We start from the raw sequence: 18,754 nt of genomic DNA on the forward strand, positions 1-18,754 counted from the left end.
CGGTGTTGACGTACCTGCCGGCCCAGCCGTCGAGGCCAGTCCCGGGAGCCTTCTCCGCCGAGGAAAGGGAGCTTCTGGTCGAGCAGTTCCGCGCCGCTCTTGAGGACGCTGCAAGGCAGCCCGAAGCCGGCGGCTGGTCAGATCGTGAAGCCGATGACGAAGCCGTGGACGCGGCGCAACCGGCCGTCGACCTGGTCACCCTGCTCGGCGAAATGGCGGTGCTCAAGAACGAGCTGCGGCTGCAATCGCGACAGTTCAAGAATACGCTCGACGAGCTGCGTGCCTTCGGCGGCGACCTGCGCGCGCACAGCGAGCGTCTGCAACGTGAACTCGAACGTGCGCGCGAGCACGCGGCGTCGATCGAGAGCCGGACCGCACGGCAATTTCTGCTGGCGCTGCTTGATCTGCGTGATCGCCTGCAGAGTGGCGTCGATGCGGCCCGGCGGCCGCCCTCGTCGCTCCTGGCGCGCCTGTTTTCGCGGTCGACGCGTCTTGCCAACAGTCTGGCCGATGGACAGCGCTTGACCCTGCAACGGCTGGACGAGCTGCTCGCCAGCAATGGTGTGCGGCCGATGCGCGTGGTCGGCGAAATTCTCGACCCCGAACGGATGCGCGTGGTCGGTCTCGAAGCCGCTGCCGCGTCGGCGACGGTTCCTGACGGTACCGTTCTGCGCGAGATCCGGCGCGGGTTTTTTCACGAAGGCGAGCTGTTGCGAGTCGCCGAAGTCATCGTCAGCAAGAAAGCGAACAGAACATGACAGAAATCATCGTCGGCATCGATCTTGGAACCACCAACTCCGAGGTGGCGATCGTCCGTGACGGGCGTGTCGAGGTCCTGGAAGTGGCGCCGGGGGTGCGTATTCTCCCCTCGGTCGTTGGCGTTGGTGATGACGGCGCGCTGCTGATCGGCCAGGCGGCGCGCAACCAGTACGTGCTGCATCCCGAGCGCAGCGTGCGCTCGATCAAACGCCGGATGGGCGAATTCACGGCGGTGCACATGGCCGGTAAGGATTACAGCCCGCAGGAAATCTCGGCGATGATCTTGCGCCGGCTGCGCGAGATTGCCGAGGCGCATACCGGCGAGACCGTCACCAAGGCGGTGATTACCGTACCCGCGTATTTCTCGGATGCGCAGCGTCAGGCGACGCGCGAGGCTGGCGAGATCGCCGGCCTGGAGGTGATGCGCATCATCAACGAGCCGACGGCTGCCGCGCTGGCCTACGAAAGTTGCCACAGCGGTGCGCGCAAGGTACTGGTCTACGACCTTGGTGGTGGCACTTTCGACGTCTCGGTGGTCAATCTGGAGAGTGCCGTCGTCGAGGTCCTCGCCAGTCACGGCAACAATCACCTCGGCGGCGACGACTTCGACCTGCAACTCGTCACCTTTGCCGTCGAACACCTGCAGCGCGAGAACGGCATCGACGTTCGCGATAATGCGGTCGCCATGGCGCGCCTGCAGCGAGCCGCCGAAGCCGCCAAGATCGCCCTGTCGGACCAGCCCTACGCGATCTTGTCCGAAGAGTACCTGCTGGAGAAGGACGGCGTCCCCGTGCACCTGTCGGTCGAGGTCTCGCGCGACGAGTACGAGGAAATGATCGCCCCCTTCGTTGCCGAAACGATCGAGGCGGTGCACGTCGCGCTGAGTGGCGCCGGGTTGACGGTCAGCGAGATCAACGAAATCCTGCTGGTCGGAGGCGCGACGCGCACGCCGCTGGTGCAGCGGCGGCTGGAACAGGATCTCGGCCTGCAACCGCGCGCAGAGGTCGATCCCGACCTCTGCGTCGCGATGGGCGCCGCCATCCAGGCGGCGGTGATCGCCGGTGGCCAGGCGCCGACGGTGCTGGTCGACGTCACGCCCTACACCTTCGGTACCAGCGCCATCGGTCCGCTCAACGGCGAGATCTATCCCTACTGCTTCGTTCCGCTGATCCGCAAGAACACGCCGATTCCGGTTTCCAGGAGCGAAGGCTTTTTCACCGTTTACGATGGCCAGACCAAGGTCGATGTCAACGTCTACCAGGGAGAAGACCCCGATGCGCTGAACAACATCGAGATCGGGCGGTTCACCATCGAGGGCCTGCGCGATGCTCCGGCAGGCAACCCGCTGATCACTACCTTCGCGCTGGATGTGAACGGCATCCTGCAGGTGACTTCGCGCGAAAAGGAAAGCGGCCTGGTGCATTCGATCACCATCGACAACGCCATCGGGCGTTTTGCCGGTGACAAGTTGACGGCCGCGCGCGATCGGATCGACGGGATGTTCGGCGATCGGGAAGAGGCGGGCGCGGCCGAAGCTGTCGGCGGTCGGCGGCTGCGTGTCGAGGCGACGGCGCTGATCGAAAAAGCCGAGCGCCTGATGACCTCCACAGGTGCCGAAGACTCGGAGGACCTGGTGAATGGTATCGAGGCCGTCAAGGACTGCCTCGCCGGATCCCGCTCCGAAGCCGAACTGAAGACGGCCATCGATGCGCTCGCCGACCTGCTCTATTATCTTGATGCCTGAAGTCCTCGATCGCTGTCAGGCCTGCCGTGCACGCTTGACCGAGAGCGCGGTCTGTCCGCGTTGTGGCTGCGATTTCTCGCTCGCACGCAGGGCGCTGGAGCAGGGCCGGCATTGGCTGGACGACGCGCTGCGCTCGCTGGCGGTCGGTGACCGGGCGGCGGCCCGGCGCCAGGTCGATGCCGCTCTGGCCTTGAGCGGACCGCGCCTGGCACTGGCCATGAAGGCCTTCCTCGCCGGCGAACCGCGCTCCCGCCGAACGAGGTTCGACGCGAATGCGGACGCGTCATCGCGTCGCGCCGAGATCGGCCCGGACGGTCTGCCGCACGGTGAATTGCCTGACCCGGATCGGGTCGAGGCCCAGTAATGGTGCGAGCCGGCCGGGACGCGAGCTGAAACGCGGCGTTGGTCGGATAGAGAGCAGATCAGCCGCGTCAGCCGCTTGCCGCGGGTGGCGCAGCGCCCGGCGTCGCGGCGCTGTCGCCAGCCGGCACCTGTTCCATGGCCAGCACCTCGAACAGCGTCGCGATTCCCTCGGCCGCGTGTTCGAGCGACTTGGCGTCTTCGGCAGTCAGGCTGCCGGGGGCCGACTGCAGCCGCTGGGCGACCTCGATCACTTGCTCGCCGTGCCGCAGCAGGCGGCCACGGATGGCGTTGAGTTGCTGAAGCCTGGCGATCGTGGCGCGGCGCAGATCCTGCATCGCCTCGTCCTTTTCCTCATCGGTGCTGGCGCCCAGCAACTCGCGGCGGGCGCTTACTTCGTCCATCGATTCCTTCCACCAACGCAGGAATGTCGTCCGGTGATCGACCAGTGCGTTCAGGGACTCGCCCATCGAATTGATCTCGTCGCGACCACCGCTGATCGTCGGGACATGGTCGCTCGGCCTGCCGTAGGCCAGGCCGTCGAGCAGGCCGGCCATTTGCCGGACCGGGCGGACGATGCGCGCGGTGATCGCCAGAGCCAGGGCGACCGACAGCACGATTGCACAGCTCATCAGCAGCAGGCTCGCGCGGGCGCTCTCCTGCGACGACTGGTCGATCTCGGCGACGCGGCTGGCCATCACCTGATTGGCCTGGTCGACGTTCTGTTTGACCAGCGGCGCGACGCGATCAGCCGCCGAGTTCATTTCCCTGGTCAGCGTCGCGATGCTGGAAGTCTGCGCGACCAGCGCCAGGAAGTCGCGCTCGTAATCGTGCAACAAGCCGGTGAGCAGCGTCTTGTCGGCGTCCGATAGTGCCGATTCGGTGATCTGCGCGCGAATCGACCTGGCGATGGCGACGACCATCGGCGGGTAGGAGTCGTCGCCGCGGAGCAGGAAGTCCTTCTCGCGCCGCCGCATCTGCAGGACGCTGGTCTCCAGATTGGGGACGTGATAAGCGGTGAGGATCGCCTCGATGTGGTGTGCGGCGTCGCGGAAAGGCCCTTTGCCGCCGTCGATATTGCCCGATTTGAGCGCGCGTTCAGCGTAAGGCTCAAAGGTCCTGGCGTACGTCGCCAGTTCGGCCAGCAGTTGTTGCCTGACCGCTGCCTGAAGTTCAGACGTTTCCAGCAGTCGACGCAATTCGCCGAGCAGTTTGCGAACGCGCTCGCGATAGGCCGCGTCCTGCCGCAAGGCGAGGTCCTTCTCGCTACGGCGGATCTGCAGCAGGAGCGTGTAGAGGCGGTCGACGTTGTAGGCCGCCGAAAGCTCCTGCAAGCGATGGACGTTCTCGCGGAAGGCGCCCTGCAGCCCCGAGTTCTCGTCCAGACCCATCATCCGCCAGGCGCCGGCCACCGCCTCGAAGCTCTGCTGGTAGGTGGTCACCAGTTGCTGCAGCGAGGCCGCCGTCTGTCGCGAGTCCTGGTCTACCGCGGCCAGGGCAGCGATTTTGCCGAGCAAGGTTTGCAGGCGCTGATCGACCTCGCCGGCGAAGCTCTCCCGACGTTCGATGAGGAAGCTCTTCTCCGCGTCGCGAACGGCGGCCAGCTCGATCTCGATCTCCAGTGCCAGCGACTTTCGCAGCTCGAAACCCTGCAGCTGGTGGTAGTCGCCGAGGACCGACTGAAGCGTCTGGTGGTACTGCCAGACGACACCGACGAACAGCAGTCCGACCAGCGCGAAGCCGAGTCCGATCTTCTCACCGATGCGCAACCTGCTGGCCAACTTGTCCACTTCGTGCTCCCGGGTCGTGCAACTCGTGCTCGGTGTGGCTGGGCCACCTGCACGGCGTCGCAGCGCACGCGGCAAGGCGAGCGGTCAGGGTCGGCAGGTGGGGACGAAAAGCTGTTGAAGACAGAGTATATCGGCAGCGTCGAAGCCGTGTCGACCCGCATTGCCCGGTAGGCCGACCCGGGCACGATCAGGGACGTTCAGCGTCGGCCGGTGATGGCGGCGTCACCGCGGTCGCCGCGACCGGGCGCCCATGCATTCGGCGCCATGCCAGCGGCGAGACGTTCTGCCAGCGCTTGAAGGCGTGCGCAAAGGCGCTGGCGCCGGAATAGTCGAGCACGGTTGCGATCTGGGCCAGCGACAGGTCGGTATGTCGAATCAGGCGTAGCGCCAGGCCGCAGCGAACGTCGTCGAACAATTCCCGGTAGCTTGTCCCCTCGCGTTCGAGCATCCGGTTCAGGCGGCGAGGGTTGATCGACATTGCGCCGGCGACGGCGGCCAGGGAGCACCGCCGCAGGACCGCCATCGCCAGCACCAGTCGGCGGACCTGCGCGAGGGTATCTAGGCCGTGCTGGCTGCTGATGTTGTCTAGTTGTTCCTTCAGCAGTTTGAATTGATTGGGGTCCGCGCCGGCAATCGGGAGTTTCAGATCACCGGCGGGAAAGACCAGTGACGAGTTCTCGGCATCGAACTCGATCGGGCACTGAAAGATCTGTTGATACGGTCGCTGGTTCTCCGGCCGGCACCGCGAGAGCAGTACGGCCCGCGGCTTCCACTGCGGGCCGCAGAGCAGGCGCATCAGGTTCAGCGCAACTACCATCGTGCCGTCGAGGATCTGGTCAACGCCGGCGACCGGTCCGGCAAACAAGGTGTAGCCGAGGGTGGCGGTGTCACCGTCTACCGTGCGTGTCGGGATCGCCCCGCGGTCGTTGAGGTGAAAGAAGTTCTGCAGGTGTACCAGCGCCGTGCCGACGTCGGCGCAGTGCGGCAGAAGCTCGCCGATCATGCCAAGCGACCGTGCGGTAACCGTTCGCCCCAGGGTCAGGCCAAAATGGCGACAGCCGGTCGCTGCAACGCAGCGATCCAGCAGCTCTCCCACCGTTTGCAGCGAGATCGTGTTGTCGGGGTTGGCAAACAGTTCGCCTGAAAGCCCGATACTGGCGAACAGCGCTTCGGGATCGACGCCGAAGCGACGGATTGACTGCGCCAGGTTGGCCAGCGGAGCAACTCGAACAAAGCCCTCCGGAACGTCGCCGTAGGGCTTCTCAATCTTCGCTACGGGTGCCCTGTCCAACTTCTCCATGGTCGTCTGCACTCGCTTTCAGCGGCGTGGGGTTGTCGCAAATTATCAAGCAGTTTGCACGCGGCAAGTAGACAATCGCTCCCGGACGTTCGCTGGGGCGTTCCGTGCGGCACGCTAAAATGGTCACTGGGCGGCCGCGCTGGCGTTTCCGGCGGCTTCTCCTCGTCTGGCGGCGAAGCTGCTTGCTGCCAGGATCATCGTCGAGTCGCAGTGCTTGGGAGCGATGACCTTCGGCTCGTCGGCGTTGGCCGCGGCGGGTGCAACGCGGTCAGTGTTGGCTTGCACCTTTGTTGTCTTGTTGTCTACTTACTCGCACGGAGGATGTCATGCGCACACGGTTCTGGCTCATCGGAGTTGCTCCCGCCGCTTTCTTTGCGGGCGCCGCTGTCGCCCAATACCCGATCATGGACATGATCGCCCAGAGGGTCATCGAAAAGTATCAGACCTCGACCTGCGAGCAGCTATGGCAAAGCCGCGGGAAGCCGGCTTCGGCCGAGGAACAGCGCGCGATGAGCGTGCTGCGCGGCGACCCGCAAATGCGACAGGCCTTCTTCAACCAGATTGCCGGGCCGGTCATGAACAAGATGTTCGACTGCGGCATGATCCCCTGATCCGTTTGATGCCATGAGTCAGATGATAGACATCACCACGCGAACACGCTGTGGGCGCCTGCCAGCGACGACCGTGGTGCTCGGGCTGCTGGCGGGCATGGCTACCCGGGGTATCATCCGCCGACCGCCGTGCCGTACTACTCTGGCGGCTGCTACGGCTGTGCGGCTGCCGCCGGAGCGGTCGTCGGCGTGGCCGCCGGAGCGGCAGTCGCATCCGCCAACACGCAGGCAGCAACGTCGAATGCCTATGCGGCCGGAGTGGCGGCTGGCAGCGCCAGCACGGCAGCGGCATACAGCGGAGGGGTGGCCTACGTGGTCGGGATCAATTACGCCAGTATTCCGGCGGGCTGTGCCAACCCCGTCGTCGCTGGCCAGACCTACTACCTGTGCGGCAATACCTGGTTCAAACCGGCATATGGCGCAAACGGCGTGTACTATCGCGTCGTCCCCACCCCCTGATGCAGGGAGCAGACGAGGGCGAGGAGGCGGGTTCCGCCCGGCGCGCGGCGGTCGCGGAGCGCGGCACATTCTTGGATAGAAAGGAAGATAGATGAAAAGCAGACGCAAGTTCATGATTGCCGCTACCTTGGCGGCAGTTGCTGCCCCGATCGGTGCCGTGCTCAACCCGGCGGCTGCCGCGGAAAGCAAGGTCCAGCTGATGTTCGTGCAAAGCGCCGAAGGCCTCAAGGCGGACGACAAGACGCTGCGCCTGATCAATGTGGCGCCGCAGACAATCTACTTTTCCGACCGGCCCGAGCGCATCGCCGGGCATATCACCATGCCGGCGTATCTGAAGGAGTGGACGGCCGCTGCCGGTCCGGACAACTTCAGCAAGGATCCTCCGAACGCCACGCTGTCGGTGTATGAGCCGGGGCAGAGCACCAACACGCTGACCGTGATCGAAATCAGCAAGCCGGTCGTCGAAGGCAAGGACCTGGTGTACAGTTACAGGCTGATCGAAGGCAAGGTGCCGACGGCCGGTGGCGCGACGTCCTTGTTCATCGACTGGATCGGTCCTGGCGGCGGCGTCGGCGTCGGCTTCCACGGCGTCGGTGTCGGTGGTCGGGGAGTGGGTTGGCGGTAAGCGTCGGGCGCGCGCCAGGCGCGCCGCTGGCCGAGGCGACGAATGGCGTGCCACCGGTCCACGTTGTTGGTCGCGGCGAAGGCTGATGCTGGCTCGAAGATGGTGACTGCTGTTCAGGAAATGGGAGAGGAGATGACGGCCTGGCGGGTATCGATGACAGGGCGGTGTCGCGCCGCAGCGAGGGTGGCCTGGTGTGCCGGCGCGCTGGCTGCCGGGCAGGCGACCGCCGGCGGCCTGATCGCCTACGAGGTCGGGACGGCCGACGTCGGTCTCGCTTCGGCGGGCTACGGCGCGCGTGCGCAGGACGCGTCGACGGTATTCACCAATCCTGCCGGCATGACGCGGCTGGAAGGGACCCAGGTTCTGGCGGGTGGGCAAGCGCTGTGGGGCAATACCCGCTTCTCCGCCAGCTCTGGCACCTCGCCGGGGCTCGGCAGCGACAACGGAGGCTACGTCGTCGGCTCGGACGGCTGGTTTCCGGGCGGCGGCGGTTTCGCAAGCTACAGCGTATCGCCGGATCTGAAGCTCGGGTTCGCCGTCACCGGCAACTTCGGTGCGCCGTTGAAGTACGACAACAGCTGGGTCGGCCGCTACTACGTCCAGGAGGCGACGCTGCTGGGAATTTCGCTCCTGCCGTCGATCGCCTACAAGGTGAACGACAAGCTCTCGCTCGGCGCCAGCGTCAATGCCCTGTACGGGGTTTATACCAACCAGGTGGCGATCAACAATCCGGCACCCCGCTTCGGTGATGGCCGGCTGAAGCTCGACGACAGCACCTGGGGCTGGGGACTCAACCTCGGTCTGCTCTACGAAGTCGATCCGGGCACCCGGGTCGGGTTGACCTGGAACTCGCAGGTCGATCTTGATTTCGCGGCCCCGGCGAAGTTTTCGAACCTCGCTCCTGGCCTGGCCTCGCTACTGGCCAGCCGTGGCGCGCTGAACGCCGAGCTGAAGGTCGGAATCAAGGTTCCGCAGCAGGCGATGGCCAGTGTCTTCACACAGGTCAACGATCGGTGGGCGCTGCTCGGCAGTATCGGCTGGCAGCAGTGGTCGAAATTTGGCCAGCTCCAGATCGGAATCGACGACACCATGAATCCCCTCAGCCTGACGAAGGACCTGAAATTCAAGGACACCTGGCACCTCGCGCTGGGCGCGCAACACCGCCTGAGCGAACCGTGGCTGCTCAACTTCGGCGTTGCCTACGACTCCGCGATGCAGTCGGGCGATGTCTCGCCGTTGCTGCCGGTTAACGCGGCGTGGCGCTTCGCCATCGGTGGCGAGCAGCAGCTGAGCAAGAACGCTGCCTGGGGGATCGCCGCCGAGTACCTGTACGGCGGGACGCTCGACACCAGCCTGCAGGGCTCGGCGCCGGTGCTGGTCGGTGGGCGCGGTGACGTCGCCGGCGCGTACCACAACACCGGCACGATCTTTGTTGCGGTCTACCACAACTGGAAATTCTAGGCGGCGATGGGCATTCCTGGCGCTTGCCAGCCGAGGCCGGAGCGATGAGCGATCCGGCCCCGTCGTCGCCAGCGCTGATGGCTTGCCAGGAGTGCGATCTGCTGCAGCGGATTCCGCCGCTGCCGGTCGGCGGCAGGGCACGCTGTGCGCGCTGCGGTTTCGGGCTGGCGGCGAGGCCCACCGATCCGCTCGAGCTTCCTCTGGCGCTGACGCTCACCGCGCTGATCGTGTTCATCGTCGCCAACGCCATGCCACTGATGGATCTTGAGGCGGTCGGGCGCTATGCGAGCACGACGATTCTCGGCGGTGCCCGCCAGATGTGGCTGGACGGTGAACGGCTCACCGCCATTATCGTCACGTTCTGTGCGGTGATCGCGCCCGCCTGCTACATTCTGCTGATGCTGACCGTGCTGCTCGCCGCGAGGCGGCCACCACTGCCGCACTGGAGCGGCGAGTTGTTGCGCTGGGGTCTGCACATGCAACCGTGGGCAATGTACGACGTGATGTTGCTGGGTATCCTGGTGGCATTGATCAAGATCGCCGAACTGGCGACCGTAGAACCCGGCGTCGGGATGTACGCGATGGGTTTGCTGGCTGTACTGCTGCCGGCGATTTCGGTTACTTTTGACGCCCGCGAAGTCTGGGAGTTGGTCGAGTGGAAGCATGGCGACGATCGCGCTGCAGCGGCTCTCGTTGAAGAGAATTTCGCGGGGCGCGGACGATGAGTGGCACGTTCGTTACCGGTGCGCAGGCCGGATTGGTCTCTTGCGAAACCTGCAACCTGCTGACGCGGCCGCTGGACGCCGAGCATGCCGGCCACTGTCCGCGCTGCGGCGCGGCGCTCGAACTTCGCCGCGTGCAGTCGCTGCAGCGTACTTGGGCGCTGATCATCGCCGCCGCAATCTGTTACGTTCCGGCCAACCTGCTGCCGGTGATGGTCAGCAACACCTTCGCAACGTCTGACGCCGAAACGATCATGGGCGGCGTCGCCTTCCTGTATGGCTCCGGATCGTGGCCACTGGCGCTGATCGTGCTTGTCGCCAGCGTCATGGTGCCGCTTGGCAAGCTGCTCGCACTCGCTTACCTTCTGGTCAGCGTTCAGCGTGGTATGGCTTGGCGGCACCACGAGCGCGCGCGCCTGTTCCGGATCGTCACCTTCATTGGTCGCTGGTCGATGCTCGACGTTTTCGTCGACACCTTTACCGTCGCGCTGGTGCAGTTACAGCCGCTGATGTCGGTGCTTCCAGGGCCGGGAGTCCTGTTCTTCGCAGCGGTGGTGGTGCTGACCATGCTTGCGGCGGAGAGCTTCGATCCCCGCCTGATCTGGGATTCGGCAAATAGTATGGAGAAGCACGATGGCTGAAGGAGGCGAACGCAATGATCTACCGCAGGCGACGGTCGTGCCAAGGAAGCGGACGCGGCTGTCGACGGTTTGGGTGATCCCGATCCTGGCAGCCGTGGTCGCTTTCGGCATCGCTGTGCAGCGGATTCTCAGCGAAGGCCCGACGGTCACCATCGTCTTCAAGAATGCGCAGGGTATCGAGGCTGGCAAGACGGTCGTCAAATACAAGGACGTCAACATCGGTCAGGTAGCCGCTGTGCAGCTTTCCGACGATTACTCCACTGTCAAGGTGACCGCCAAGATTGCCAAGAGCGCTGCTGGCTTGATGGTCAAGGACGCCAAGTTCTGGGTCGTCGAGCCGCGCATCACGCTGAGCGGAGTATCGGGTCTCGGCACGCTGCTCTCCGGCAACTATATCGGTTTCGAGGCCGGCCAGTCGGACGGTAGCGAGCGCCGCTTCAACGGCCTCGAAGTGCCGCCGATCATCACCGGCGATCAGCCTGGGCGGCAGTTTCTGCTCAAGGCAAGTGATCTGGGTTCGCTGGGCATTGGCTCGCCGGTATACTACCGACGCTTGCCGGCCGGCCAAGTCGTCGCTTACGAACTGGCAAAGGACGGCAAGTCGGTTGAGATCAAGATCTTCGTGCACGCGCCATACGACCAGTTCGTAAACCCGGGAACGCGTTTCTGGAACGCCAGCGGCGTTGATGTGTCGCTCGGCGCCAGCGGTCTGGATGTGCGAACGCAGTCGATGGTCGCGTTGATCGCCGGTGGCCTGGCATTCGAGACGCCACCGTTTTCGCAGCAAACGGAACCCGCCGCTGCCGATACCGAATTCACGCTTTATGACGATCGGCCGACAGCGATGAAGCAGCCCGAGCCGATGGCCAGACGCTATGTCCTTTATTTCAATGAATCGCTGCGTGGATTGTCGCTCGGCGCGCCGGTTACGCTGCTCGGTCTGCCAGGCGGCGAGGTGACCAGTGTCGGCCTCGACATCGACCCGAAGACCGAGCGCCTTCGTGGCCGCGTCGAGTTCGTCGTCTATCCCGAGCGTCTGGTTGCACAAGTGCACAACGCGCAGCAAATCCGCGGTGAAATGCTCGCGCGCGTGAGTGCCAGACGTGAGGCGTTCTTCGAGCGGATGGTCGAGGATTTCGGCCTGCGGGCGCAGATTCAGAGTGGCAACCTGCTTACCGGCCAGCGCTACATATCTTTCGATTTTCACCCGGATGCACCGAAGGTCAAGGTTGACTGGGGCAAGGAAACGTCGGTGGTGCCGTCAATCCCCAGCACGCTCCCGAACTTCGAGGCGAAGATCGGCAGCATTCTCGCGAAGCTCGACAAGCTGCCGTACGAGGCCATCGGTACCGATACCCGGAAGGTGCTCGAAACTTTCAACCAGACGCTGAAGGATACCGACAAGGCGATCAAGCGCCTGGACTCGGAGGTTACCCCGGAGCTCAAGAAGGCGCTGGAAGAGTTCCGCCGGGCGACTGTTTCGGCCGACCGGGCGATCAAGAACACCGACACCGCGTTGCTTGCCCCGGACGCGGCCGGCCAGCAGGAGCTACGCGATGCGATGCGCGAGGTCGCCCGCGCGGCGCGTTCGTTGCGGGTCCTGACCGACTATCTCGAACGCCATCCCGAAGCGCTGCTGCGCGGCAAGAACTGAGACCGAGGAGGAATCCCGATGCGTCACCCGGCTGTCATCGCCTGCCTGCTGCTGGCCATCGCCAGCGGTTGCGCTTCGCCGCCGTCGCGCTTCTACACCCTGAGTGCCGCCGCCGCCCCCGCCGCGACGGTATCGACGGTGTCGGTCGCTGTCGGCCCGGTGTCGCTGCCGGCGGTCGTCGACCGACCGCAGATCGTGGTCAGCACTGGCGCCAACGAGGTGCGGCTGGACGAGTTCAACCGCTGGGCGTCGCCACTTGCCGACAACATCGTGCGTGTGCTCGCCGACAACCTGGCGCGGGAACTCGGCACGGCGCGCGTCTGGCCCTACGGCCAGGCCACCCGGTCGAGCCCCGACCACCAGGTGCTGATCGACTTCCAGCGTCTTGACTCGACGCTCGGCGAGGGGGTGCTGATCGAAGCGCTGTGGACGGTCCGCCCAGCGGCCGGCGGCGCAGCGAAGAGCGGCCGCTCGCAAGTGCGCGAGCCGACCGCCGGCGCTGGCTTTGAAGCACTGGTCGCCGCCCACAGTCGCGCGCTGGCCCGCGTCAGCGGCGATATCGCGGCGGCGATTAGGGCGCCGTGAACGGCTTGCTGGCAGTGCTGGATCGCTGGCTGGTGCGCCGATCCGTGGCCGGGGTCGGTCGCTGGGCGTGCGCCGTGCTGGTCTGGTTTTGTCTCGCCGTACTGCCGGCGCGGGCGACCGGTGGCCTGCCGGCAAGTCTGGCGAGCGATATGACAACCGAAAACATCAGGCTGGGCGTCCAGATCGCTGACGCGACGACGGCGCTCGAACTGGCGCGCATCGACCTCGCGCGCTTGCGCAGTAGCCAGCGCGACCTGGCGGAGAGCATGGAGCGCATCGAAAGGCACGCGCAGGTGCATGCGCTGGGCCGGGAGTTCGCGCAGACGGTGATCGGGCAATTGCGCGTCCTGCCCAAGCCCGAGCGTTTCGACGCCGAGCGCCGGCAGCGTGAAGGACTGCTGGCGTCGACCAGCGACGCCAATCTGCGCGCCGAGCGTGCGCTCGACGAACTCGGCGACCTGCAGGCGGTGGTCGCGACGCGCTTCGCCGAGGCCGAGCCACCGCTTGCCGAAGCGCTGTGGCCGGACTTTCAGGCGGCGGCGTGGGCCCGACTCGGAGAGCAGCGCGTCTTGCTGGCCCGGCTCGACGAGGTCCAGCGCCAATTGCTGCGCGCGCTGCTGGACAGTGACGAGGCCGATCTCGACCTCGCGCGAAGGACGCAGGCGGCCCGTTCGGAACTGACCCGCCTGCTGTTCTGGGTACCGGCACGTCCCGGGGCGCAGACGATCAGCGAGATTCCTGCGGCGATGGCGTGGATGCTCTCGGGCGCCAACTGGCGCGCTGCCGGCCAGGTGCTGGTTGACCAGGTGCCGCCGCGGCCGTTCTGGCCGGCGCTGGCCCTGCTGGTCGCGAGCGCCCTGTATCTCGGCCGCAGACGCCTGCAAGGCCGGCTGGTCGTCCTCGCGCCGGCAACGGCGACCTATGACCGCTACTGGATCGGACACACCGTAGCCGCGCTGGCGATCACCATGGCCCTCGCGTTGCCCGTGCCGCTGGTGCTGTGGACGACGGGGAATGTCCTTGCCGCGGCGCCGGAAACGCAGTCCTTCGCCCTCGCGCTGAGCGACGCCCTGACGGCGATCGCCAAGCTGCTGCTGGCGCTGTCGGCCTTTGCCTGGCTGCTCGACCGCCGCGGCGTGGCTGGCGGCCATTTCGGCTGGGACGAGTCCCTGACGGGTTACAGCGCGCAAGCCTTGCGGCGTTTTTCCGTGTTCTTCGTGCCGCTGCTCTTTTTCGTCGCGCTGAACGGCCTGGACCACGCCCCTTACGCCAACCGTGAGAGTGTCGGGCGGATGTCCTTCAGTGTGGCGATGATCGTTCTCTCCGTCTTCCTGATGCGCTTGCTGCGGCGCAAGAGCCCATTGATGCAGCGGCTCTACGCGAGCGCACCGCGCAGTTGGGCGGCACGCCTGCACGCGCTCTGGTTCGGTGCCCTGCTGGCCGGGCCGCTGGCGATCGCCGCGCTCTCGGCGGCTGGCTACTTCGTCGCTGCCGGCTATTTCTTCACGCGCACGGTGTACTCGGTGTTCCTGACTTTCGCCGCCGTGGCGCTGTATGGCCTGATCGCGCTATGGGTGCAGGTCGAGCGCTGGCGGCTTGACCGTCACCAGTCCGAGGAGGCCAGGCGTCTGGCTCTGGCGGACGCGGACACCGAGGAGAGCGGCGAAGTGGCCGAGGCGCGCCCGCCGCAGCTCGATATTGCGGCGATCGGCGAGCAGACGCGATCGCTCCTCGACGTGTTGATCACGCTGCTGCTGCTCGGTGGCATCTGGCTGGTGTGGCGGGGCGGCATACCGGCGCTGTCGGTGATCGGCGACTACGCCCTGTGGACCTACAATGCGAAGGTCGATGGCCAGGCGACGACGCTGCCGCTGACCGTCGGCAATCTGTTCCTGGCGTTGCTCGTCGGCGCGGTCACCGCCGTGGTCGTGCGCAACATCGGCGCGCTGCTCGACATCGTGCTGCTGCAGCGCTTCGAGGTGCAGGCCGACGCGACCTATGCGATCAAGGTCATTACGCGCTACGCCCTAGCTGCCGTCGGTATCGTCAGCGCCTTCAGCATCCTCGGCATCGGCTGGGCCGACGTGCACTGGCTGATCGCGGCGATGGGCGTCGGCCTCGGTTTTGGCCTGCAGGAAATCGTCGCCAACTTCGTGTCGGGCCTGATCGTCCTCGCCGAGCGGCCGATCCGCATCGGCGACATCGTCACGGTCGGCAGTGTCACCGGCACGGTCGGGCGCATTCGCGCGCGCGCGACCGCCGTGGTCGACTTCGACGGCAAGGAAGTGATCATCCCGAACAAGGCGTTCATCACCGACACGGTGGTCAACTGGACGCTCTCGAACCAGACCACCCGGCTGCAGCTCAAGGTCGGCGTCGCCTACGGCAGCGACATCGCGCTGGTGCAGCGGCTGCTGATCGCGGCCGTACGGGCCAACGACGACGTCCTCGAAGATCCGGCGTCATCGGTCTACTTCGTCGGTTTTGGCGACAGCTCGCTGGATTTCGAGATCCGTGCCTTTGTCGATTCCTTCGACAAGCGCTTGCGCGTCCAGCACGAACTCAACCTTGCGGTCGAGCGGGCGCTGCGTGTTCAGGGGATCGAGATCCCGTTCCCGCAGCGCGATCTGCATGTCCGTTCGGCCGCCGGGCTGAGTGGCTTGCCGGCGTTCGCCGCGGCCGCTGACGCCGGTCGCCGTACCGGTCCCGCCGGGCCGCTTGCGTCCGACCCGATGCGGCCCTGCCCATGACGCCGCGCTCGGGCGCGCAACATCCGCCGCATCGCAACACCACTTACGGGAGAAGACGGATGAAGACAGGAAGGATCGTGGGCGTCCTGGTCGGCTGGACCGTCGGCGCCATGCTGGCCGTCGCGCCAGCAACGGCGCACCGAACGTCTGGCTGATCATGACGGGCGATTCGGGCTCCGGGGTCCCTGGTACCTTCGCCGGCGTCGTCCCGGCGCCGGCGCCCGATGGGATTGCCGCCAGCGGCTGTGGCACCGCGTGGTTCGGCAGGAACCACCACACGCCATCGTTCCAGGCCAGCGCCATCGTGGCATCGGGCGCAGTGCTACCGGCGTGCTCAAGGCCGCCGGCAAGGTCGTTGCGGAGCGGAAGATGGAGCGGACGATGGAGCGGACGATTCCGTTCATCCTGCAGCGGGACGAGAATCCGGACGTCGGATCCGGCACCGGCTCGCCGGTAAAGGACCGTGGCAGCCAGGGTGCCGTTCCAGCGCGTAGGATCTCGGGGTTTCGGGGTTCGGGGCTCGCCCGCGAACCATTGTGTAACCGCGGCGCGGACCGGTCGGTGGCGACCGGCCGCCGCCGCAAGCAATGAAAGGAGCAGCAAATGCGTAACAGAGTACTGATCGCAGCACTTGCGACGGCGGCCCTGACGGCCGGATGTGTTTCCGAGCAGACCTATCAGGGCGAGGTCAAGCAGGCCGAGATGTACCAGCAGAAGTCGGCCTTGTACGAGTCGCTGAACGCCAAGTTGCAGACGGAGATCAACGCCGATCAGGCCAGGATCGAGCAACTGCAGAACCAGGTCAAGCTGACCCTGGTCGACCAGATCCTCTTCCCCGAGGGCGGTTGGGAGATCCACCGCCAGGGCGAGCAGACGCTGGCCAAGATTGCCCCAACGCTGAGCACGCTGCAAGGCAAGCGGATCGTCGTCGAGGGCTTTACCGACAACGTGCCGATCGGCCCGGCGCTGAAGAAGCGCTTCCCGTCGAACTGGGAGTTGTCCACCGCGCGGGCCACCGACGTCGTCAGATTCCTCGTCGCCAAAGGCGTGCCGCCCGGCATCCTGGCCGCGGAGGGCTTCGGCGATGCGCGTCCGGTAGCGTCGAACGACACGCCGCAGGGGCGGGCCAAGAACCGTCGGGTCGAAATCGTCATCAGCGGCGTGAACCAGTAGGCACCCGCAAGCACCCGTAACCCAGGCCGCGCTGACGCTCGGTGCGTCACCGCGGCCTGCCCGCCGGCTCGCGTTGGCGGGCAGGCCGACCTCCTGACGAGGCAGCGCTGGCCCGCTGCCTCGTCTTTCGCCAACTCGATGGATCCATGGCTCGGCGGTCCGCCGCCGCGCCCGAAAGACCCCCCGGAACATGCACTTCGCGTACCAGAAGGACCGGCCGGCCGTCCGGGGCGTGAGCGCCAGAGACCGTTTCACGCGGCTGCCTGGCCTCTTGCCCGCCGACGTTCAGGTGCTCCGCCAGTGCCCGTGATGCCGATCAACAAGTGGCTGTCGCTGCAAGCGCTCAGAGGTGTCGCGACGCTTGCCGTGGTGGCCTTTCACGCACTGGCCATCGAAAGGAAGTACGCGGGCGGCGACCTGCTGCTGCCAGATTTCCTTGTCCTTGGGCAATCCGGCGTCGATCTGTTCTTCGTGATCAGCGGCTTCGTCATGGTCTCGGTGACGACCGGGCGTTTTGGCCGCAGCAGAGAAATGACGCGCTTTCTCTGGGGCCGCCTGACCCGGATCTATCCGACCTACTGGTTCTACCTGTTGCTGACCCTTGCCGTGTTTCTGATCAGGCCAGGGTGGGTCAATTCGTCGCAAGGCGAGCAGGCCGGATTGTTGTCCTCCTTGCTGTTGCTGCCCGGCAATCCGCTCCTGGTAGCGGTCGCCTGGTCGCTCACGCACGAACTGTGGTTCTACCTCGTCTTCGCCGTGCTCCTGAGATTCAACGAAAAGTGTCTGCTGCCGTCGCTGCTGGTGTGGGCAGCAATCGTCATCGCGGCCAACGCCTCGTTGACGCTCGCCGACCTTCCGGCCGGCCTGGTGATCGCCCTGCACCCCTTTACGCTCGAGTTCATCGTCGGCGCACTGGTGGCGCTCTTCATTTCGAGCGCGTACGCGCCCCGATTCTCTGGCGGGATGTCGATCGGGGCCTCGGCGCTGATCGTCGCGGCCGGCTTCCCCTTGCTCTACGCGTTCGAGGTGCTAAACGGCGTCGGCCTGATTCGCGCGGGTGTCGTTGGCACGCTGTACGGATTGCTGGTGTTCGCGCTGGCGACCCTGGAGAAGGAGGAGCGAATCGTCATCCCGCGGTTCTTGCTGCTGATGGGCGATGCCTCGTACACCGTCTATCTCTCGCATGTGCTGGTCCTGTCGGTCATTGGTCGCCTGTGGGCCCTGGCGGGTCCCGCGCCGGACAGCCTGTTCGACAACCTGCTGGCCTGCCTGCTGATGTTCGCCGCCGTCGCGGTCTACGGTCGGCTGGGCTACCGTTTCCTTGAGGAGCCGATCCTGCGCTTCTCCCACGCGCTGCGGAAGCGCTGGTTTGACGCCTAGCGCTGCGCATCCGTGCTCCTGAACCAGGCGCCTTCACGATCACCAGCGGCAAGGCGATCGTCGGCCTGGCCGTCGCCGGTCACGGTACGAACCGGGTGTGCGGCGTGTCTCGACGCCGGTCGCGGCAGCCCGTCCGCCCGCCGGTTCTGCCCGTTCCGCTCCCTGCTATTCGTGCTCCCAGTAGAAGAACAGCTCGCTGCGGCGACCGGCGGCAAGCCTGACGGACTGGCTGAGCTGCTGGCCCTTGAATTCGGCGTCGACCCGGTACTGCCCCCGCGGCAGACTGACGAAGAAGAGCGGTCCGGGCGACGTGGTCGCGAGCACCCTTTCCCCCGCCGCATTTCGAATGCCGACCTTTACGTCGGCCAGGTAGGCTCCGCTGCCCTTGAGCGCGAAAACCAGCTGCAGGTTGTAGTCGTGCCGCATCGCTTCGAGCGCGATCGGGTCGTCGTCGCCGATTCCCCCGCTCGCATGGGCGACTTCCGCCTCGGCCAGGGCCAGCGGCGGCCTCACCAGGCCGAAGATTGCCAGGCCCAGGACCAGCACGGTCAAGACCAGCAGCGTGCGCGCGCCCGGCAAGGGCCGGCTTGACCATAGGCAATAGCAGCGTTTCATTTCCGTTCTCCTCCCTGTGCATGATCGAACTGCAGACCTTCGTCAGCAATGTCCGGAGCGATGCGTCGAAGCGGACGACGATCACTCCACCACCGCGCACCCGCCGCCGCTGCCATCGTGAGCCT

At 65.8% G+C, this 18,754-nt stretch carries 19 protein-coding genes; 15 read left to right on the forward strand and 4 right to left on the reverse strand.

Going from position 1 to position 18,754, the window contains the following annotated elements:
* Positions 1 to 2: 2 nt before the first annotated feature.
* From grpE to Q1L50_RS05580, 3 genes are read left to right on the forward strand one after another with little or no spacing between them, the layout of a single operon-like run.
* Positions 3 to 758 carry a nucleotide exchange factor GrpE gene (gene grpE / locus Q1L50_RS05570; RefSeq protein WP_300336564.1) on the forward strand — a complete coding sequence of 252 codons (756 nt, stop codon included), beginning with the start codon at positions 3 to 5 and terminating at the stop codon, positions 756 to 758.
* On the forward strand, positions 755 to 2,503 hold the full coding sequence (locus Q1L50_RS05575; RefSeq protein WP_300336566.1) for an Hsp70 family protein: 1,749 nt from the start codon (positions 755 to 757) through the stop codon (positions 2,501 to 2,503). The genes grpE and Q1L50_RS05575 overlap by 4 nt, the downstream gene beginning before the upstream one ends.
* On the forward strand, positions 2,496 to 2,867 hold the full coding sequence (locus tag Q1L50_RS05580; RefSeq protein WP_300336568.1) for a hypothetical protein: 372 nt from the start codon (positions 2,496 to 2,498) through the stop codon (positions 2,865 to 2,867). Before Q1L50_RS05575 ends, Q1L50_RS05580 begins: the two co-directional genes overlap by 8 nt.
* A 67-nt stretch (positions 2,868 to 2,934) precedes the next feature.
* Here the strand turns inward: Q1L50_RS05580 and Q1L50_RS05585 are convergent, their stop codons facing one another.
* From Q1L50_RS05585 to Q1L50_RS05595, 3 genes are all read right to left on the reverse strand, one after another.
* Positions 2,935 to 4,653 carry a hypothetical protein gene (locus Q1L50_RS05585; RefSeq protein WP_300336570.1) on the reverse strand — a complete coding sequence of 573 codons (1,719 nt, stop codon included), beginning with the start codon at positions 4,651 to 4,653 and terminating at the stop codon, positions 2,935 to 2,937.
* A gap of 187 nt (positions 4,654 to 4,840) precedes the next feature.
* A complete protein-coding gene (locus Q1L50_RS05590) occupies positions 4,841 to 5,953 on the reverse strand; it encodes an AraC family transcriptional regulator (protein WP_300336572.1) in 1,113 nt (370 codons plus the stop codon).
* A gap of 123 nt (positions 5,954 to 6,076) precedes the next feature.
* Positions 6,077 to 6,238, reverse strand: coding sequence for a hypothetical protein (locus tag Q1L50_RS05595; RefSeq protein WP_300336574.1), 162 nt, complete (start codon positions 6,236 to 6,238; stop codon positions 6,077 to 6,079).
* A 41-nt stretch (positions 6,239 to 6,279) separates the two neighbouring features.
* Between Q1L50_RS05595 and Q1L50_RS05600 the strand changes: the two genes are divergently transcribed.
* The 12 genes from Q1L50_RS05600 to Q1L50_RS05655 all read left to right on the forward strand — a co-directional run bounded on the left by Q1L50_RS05600 (position 6,280) and on the right by Q1L50_RS05655 (position 18,014).
* Positions 6,280 to 6,564: a hypothetical protein gene (locus tag Q1L50_RS05600; RefSeq protein ID WP_300336576.1), complete on the forward strand. Its 285-nt coding sequence runs from the start codon at positions 6,280 to 6,282 to the stop codon at positions 6,562 to 6,564.
* Between the two features lie 129 nt (positions 6,565 to 6,693).
* A complete protein-coding gene (locus Q1L50_RS05605) occupies positions 6,694 to 7,023 on the forward strand; it encodes a hypothetical protein (protein WP_300336578.1) in 330 nt (109 codons plus the stop codon).
* A 91-nt stretch (positions 7,024 to 7,114) separates the two neighbouring features.
* Positions 7,115 to 7,648, forward strand: a complete 534-nt coding sequence (locus Q1L50_RS05610; protein ID WP_300336580.1) for a hypothetical protein — start codon at positions 7,115 to 7,117, stop codon at positions 7,646 to 7,648.
* Between the two features lie 153 nt (positions 7,649 to 7,801).
* Positions 7,802 to 9,109, forward strand: a complete 1,308-nt coding sequence (locus Q1L50_RS05615) for an outer membrane protein transport protein (protein WP_300336582.1) — start codon at positions 7,802 to 7,804, stop codon at positions 9,107 to 9,109.
* A 44-nt stretch (positions 9,110 to 9,153) separates the two neighbouring features.
* On the forward strand, positions 9,154 to 9,834 hold the full coding sequence (locus tag Q1L50_RS05620; protein WP_300336584.1) for a paraquat-inducible protein A: 681 nt from the start codon (positions 9,154 to 9,156) through the stop codon (positions 9,832 to 9,834).
* Entirely contained in the window at positions 9,831 to 10,472 is a 642-nt protein-coding gene (locus Q1L50_RS05625; protein ID WP_300336586.1) for a paraquat-inducible protein A, read from the forward strand. Before Q1L50_RS05620 ends, Q1L50_RS05625 begins: the two co-directional genes overlap by 4 nt.
* Positions 10,465 to 12,126, forward strand: a complete 1,662-nt coding sequence (locus tag Q1L50_RS05630) for an MlaD family protein (protein ID WP_300336588.1) — start codon at positions 10,465 to 10,467, stop codon at positions 12,124 to 12,126. Before Q1L50_RS05625 ends, Q1L50_RS05630 begins: the two co-directional genes overlap by 8 nt.
* 18 nt (positions 12,127 to 12,144) lie before the next feature.
* Entirely contained in the window at positions 12,145 to 12,711 is a 567-nt protein-coding gene (locus Q1L50_RS05635) for a PqiC family protein (protein ID WP_300336590.1), read from the forward strand.
* Positions 12,708 to 15,461, forward strand: a complete 2,754-nt coding sequence (locus tag Q1L50_RS05640; protein WP_300336592.1) for a mechanosensitive ion channel domain-containing protein — start codon at positions 12,708 to 12,710, stop codon at positions 15,459 to 15,461. The genes Q1L50_RS05635 and Q1L50_RS05640 overlap by 4 nt, the downstream gene beginning before the upstream one ends.
* Before the next feature lie 330 nt (positions 15,462 to 15,791).
* Positions 15,792 to 16,052 carry a hypothetical protein gene (locus Q1L50_RS05645; RefSeq protein WP_300336594.1) on the forward strand — a complete coding sequence of 87 codons (261 nt, stop codon included), beginning with the start codon at positions 15,792 to 15,794 and terminating at the stop codon, positions 16,050 to 16,052.
* A 12-nt stretch (positions 16,053 to 16,064) separates the two neighbouring features.
* Positions 16,065 to 16,634 carry a flagellar motor protein MotB gene (locus tag Q1L50_RS05650; protein WP_300336596.1) on the forward strand — a complete coding sequence of 190 codons (570 nt, stop codon included), beginning with the start codon at positions 16,065 to 16,067 and terminating at the stop codon, positions 16,632 to 16,634.
* Positions 16,635 to 16,943: 309 nt separating this feature from the next.
* Entirely contained in the window at positions 16,944 to 18,014 is a 1,071-nt protein-coding gene (locus Q1L50_RS05655; protein WP_300336632.1) for an acyltransferase, read from the forward strand.
* A gap of 165 nt (positions 18,015 to 18,179) precedes the next feature.
* Here the strand turns inward: Q1L50_RS05655 and Q1L50_RS05660 are convergent, their stop codons facing one another.
* Positions 18,180 to 18,629 (reverse strand): carboxypeptidase-like regulatory domain-containing protein, encoded by a 450-nt coding sequence (locus Q1L50_RS05660; protein WP_300336598.1) that lies wholly within the window; start codon positions 18,627 to 18,629, stop codon positions 18,180 to 18,182.
* Positions 18,630 to 18,754 lie beyond the last annotated feature (125 nt).

It is taken from the genome of Accumulibacter sp., from assembly GCF_029255145.1.
Classification (GTDB): domain Bacteria; phylum Pseudomonadota; class Gammaproteobacteria; order Burkholderiales; family Rhodocyclaceae; genus Accumulibacter.

What these genes read in the sequence shown, in the direction of transcription:
- Q1L50_RS05575 (WP_300336566.1), top strand. Translation starts at nt 755, where the DNA reads ATGACAGAAATCATCGTCGGCATCGATCTTGGAACCACCAACTCCGAG.
- Q1L50_RS05580 (WP_300336568.1), top strand. Translation starts at nt 2,496, where the DNA reads ATGCCTGAAGTCCTCGATCGCTGTCAGGCCTGCCGTGCACGCTTGACC.
- Q1L50_RS05590 (WP_300336572.1), bottom strand. Translation starts at nt 5,953, where the DNA reads ATGGAGAAGTTGGACAGGGCACCCGTAGCGAAGATTGAGAAGCCCTAC.
- Q1L50_RS05600 (WP_300336576.1), top strand. Translation starts at nt 6,280, where the DNA reads ATGCGCACACGGTTCTGGCTCATCGGAGTTGCTCCCGCCGCTTTCTTT.
- Q1L50_RS05610 (WP_300336580.1), top strand. Translation starts at nt 7,115, where the DNA reads ATGAAAAGCAGACGCAAGTTCATGATTGCCGCTACCTTGGCGGCAGTT.
- Q1L50_RS05615 (WP_300336582.1), top strand. Translation starts at nt 7,802, where the DNA reads ATGACAGGGCGGTGTCGCGCCGCAGCGAGGGTGGCCTGGTGTGCCGGC.
- Q1L50_RS05620 (WP_300336584.1), top strand. Translation starts at nt 9,154, where the DNA reads ATGAGCGATCCGGCCCCGTCGTCGCCAGCGCTGATGGCTTGCCAGGAG.
- Q1L50_RS05625 (WP_300336586.1), top strand. Translation starts at nt 9,831, where the DNA reads ATGAGTGGCACGTTCGTTACCGGTGCGCAGGCCGGATTGGTCTCTTGC.
- Q1L50_RS05630 (WP_300336588.1), top strand. Translation starts at nt 10,465, where the DNA reads ATGGCTGAAGGAGGCGAACGCAATGATCTACCGCAGGCGACGGTCGTG.
- Q1L50_RS05635 (WP_300336590.1), top strand. Translation starts at nt 12,145, where the DNA reads ATGCGTCACCCGGCTGTCATCGCCTGCCTGCTGCTGGCCATCGCCAGC.
- Q1L50_RS05650 (WP_300336596.1), top strand. Translation starts at nt 16,065, where the DNA reads ATGCGTAACAGAGTACTGATCGCAGCACTTGCGACGGCGGCCCTGACG.
- Q1L50_RS05655 (WP_300336632.1), top strand. Translation starts at nt 16,944, where the DNA reads ATGCCGATCAACAAGTGGCTGTCGCTGCAAGCGCTCAGAGGTGTCGCG.
- Q1L50_RS05660 (WP_300336598.1), bottom strand. Translation starts at nt 18,629, where the DNA reads ATGAAACGCTGCTATTGCCTATGGTCAAGCCGGCCCTTGCCGGGCGCG.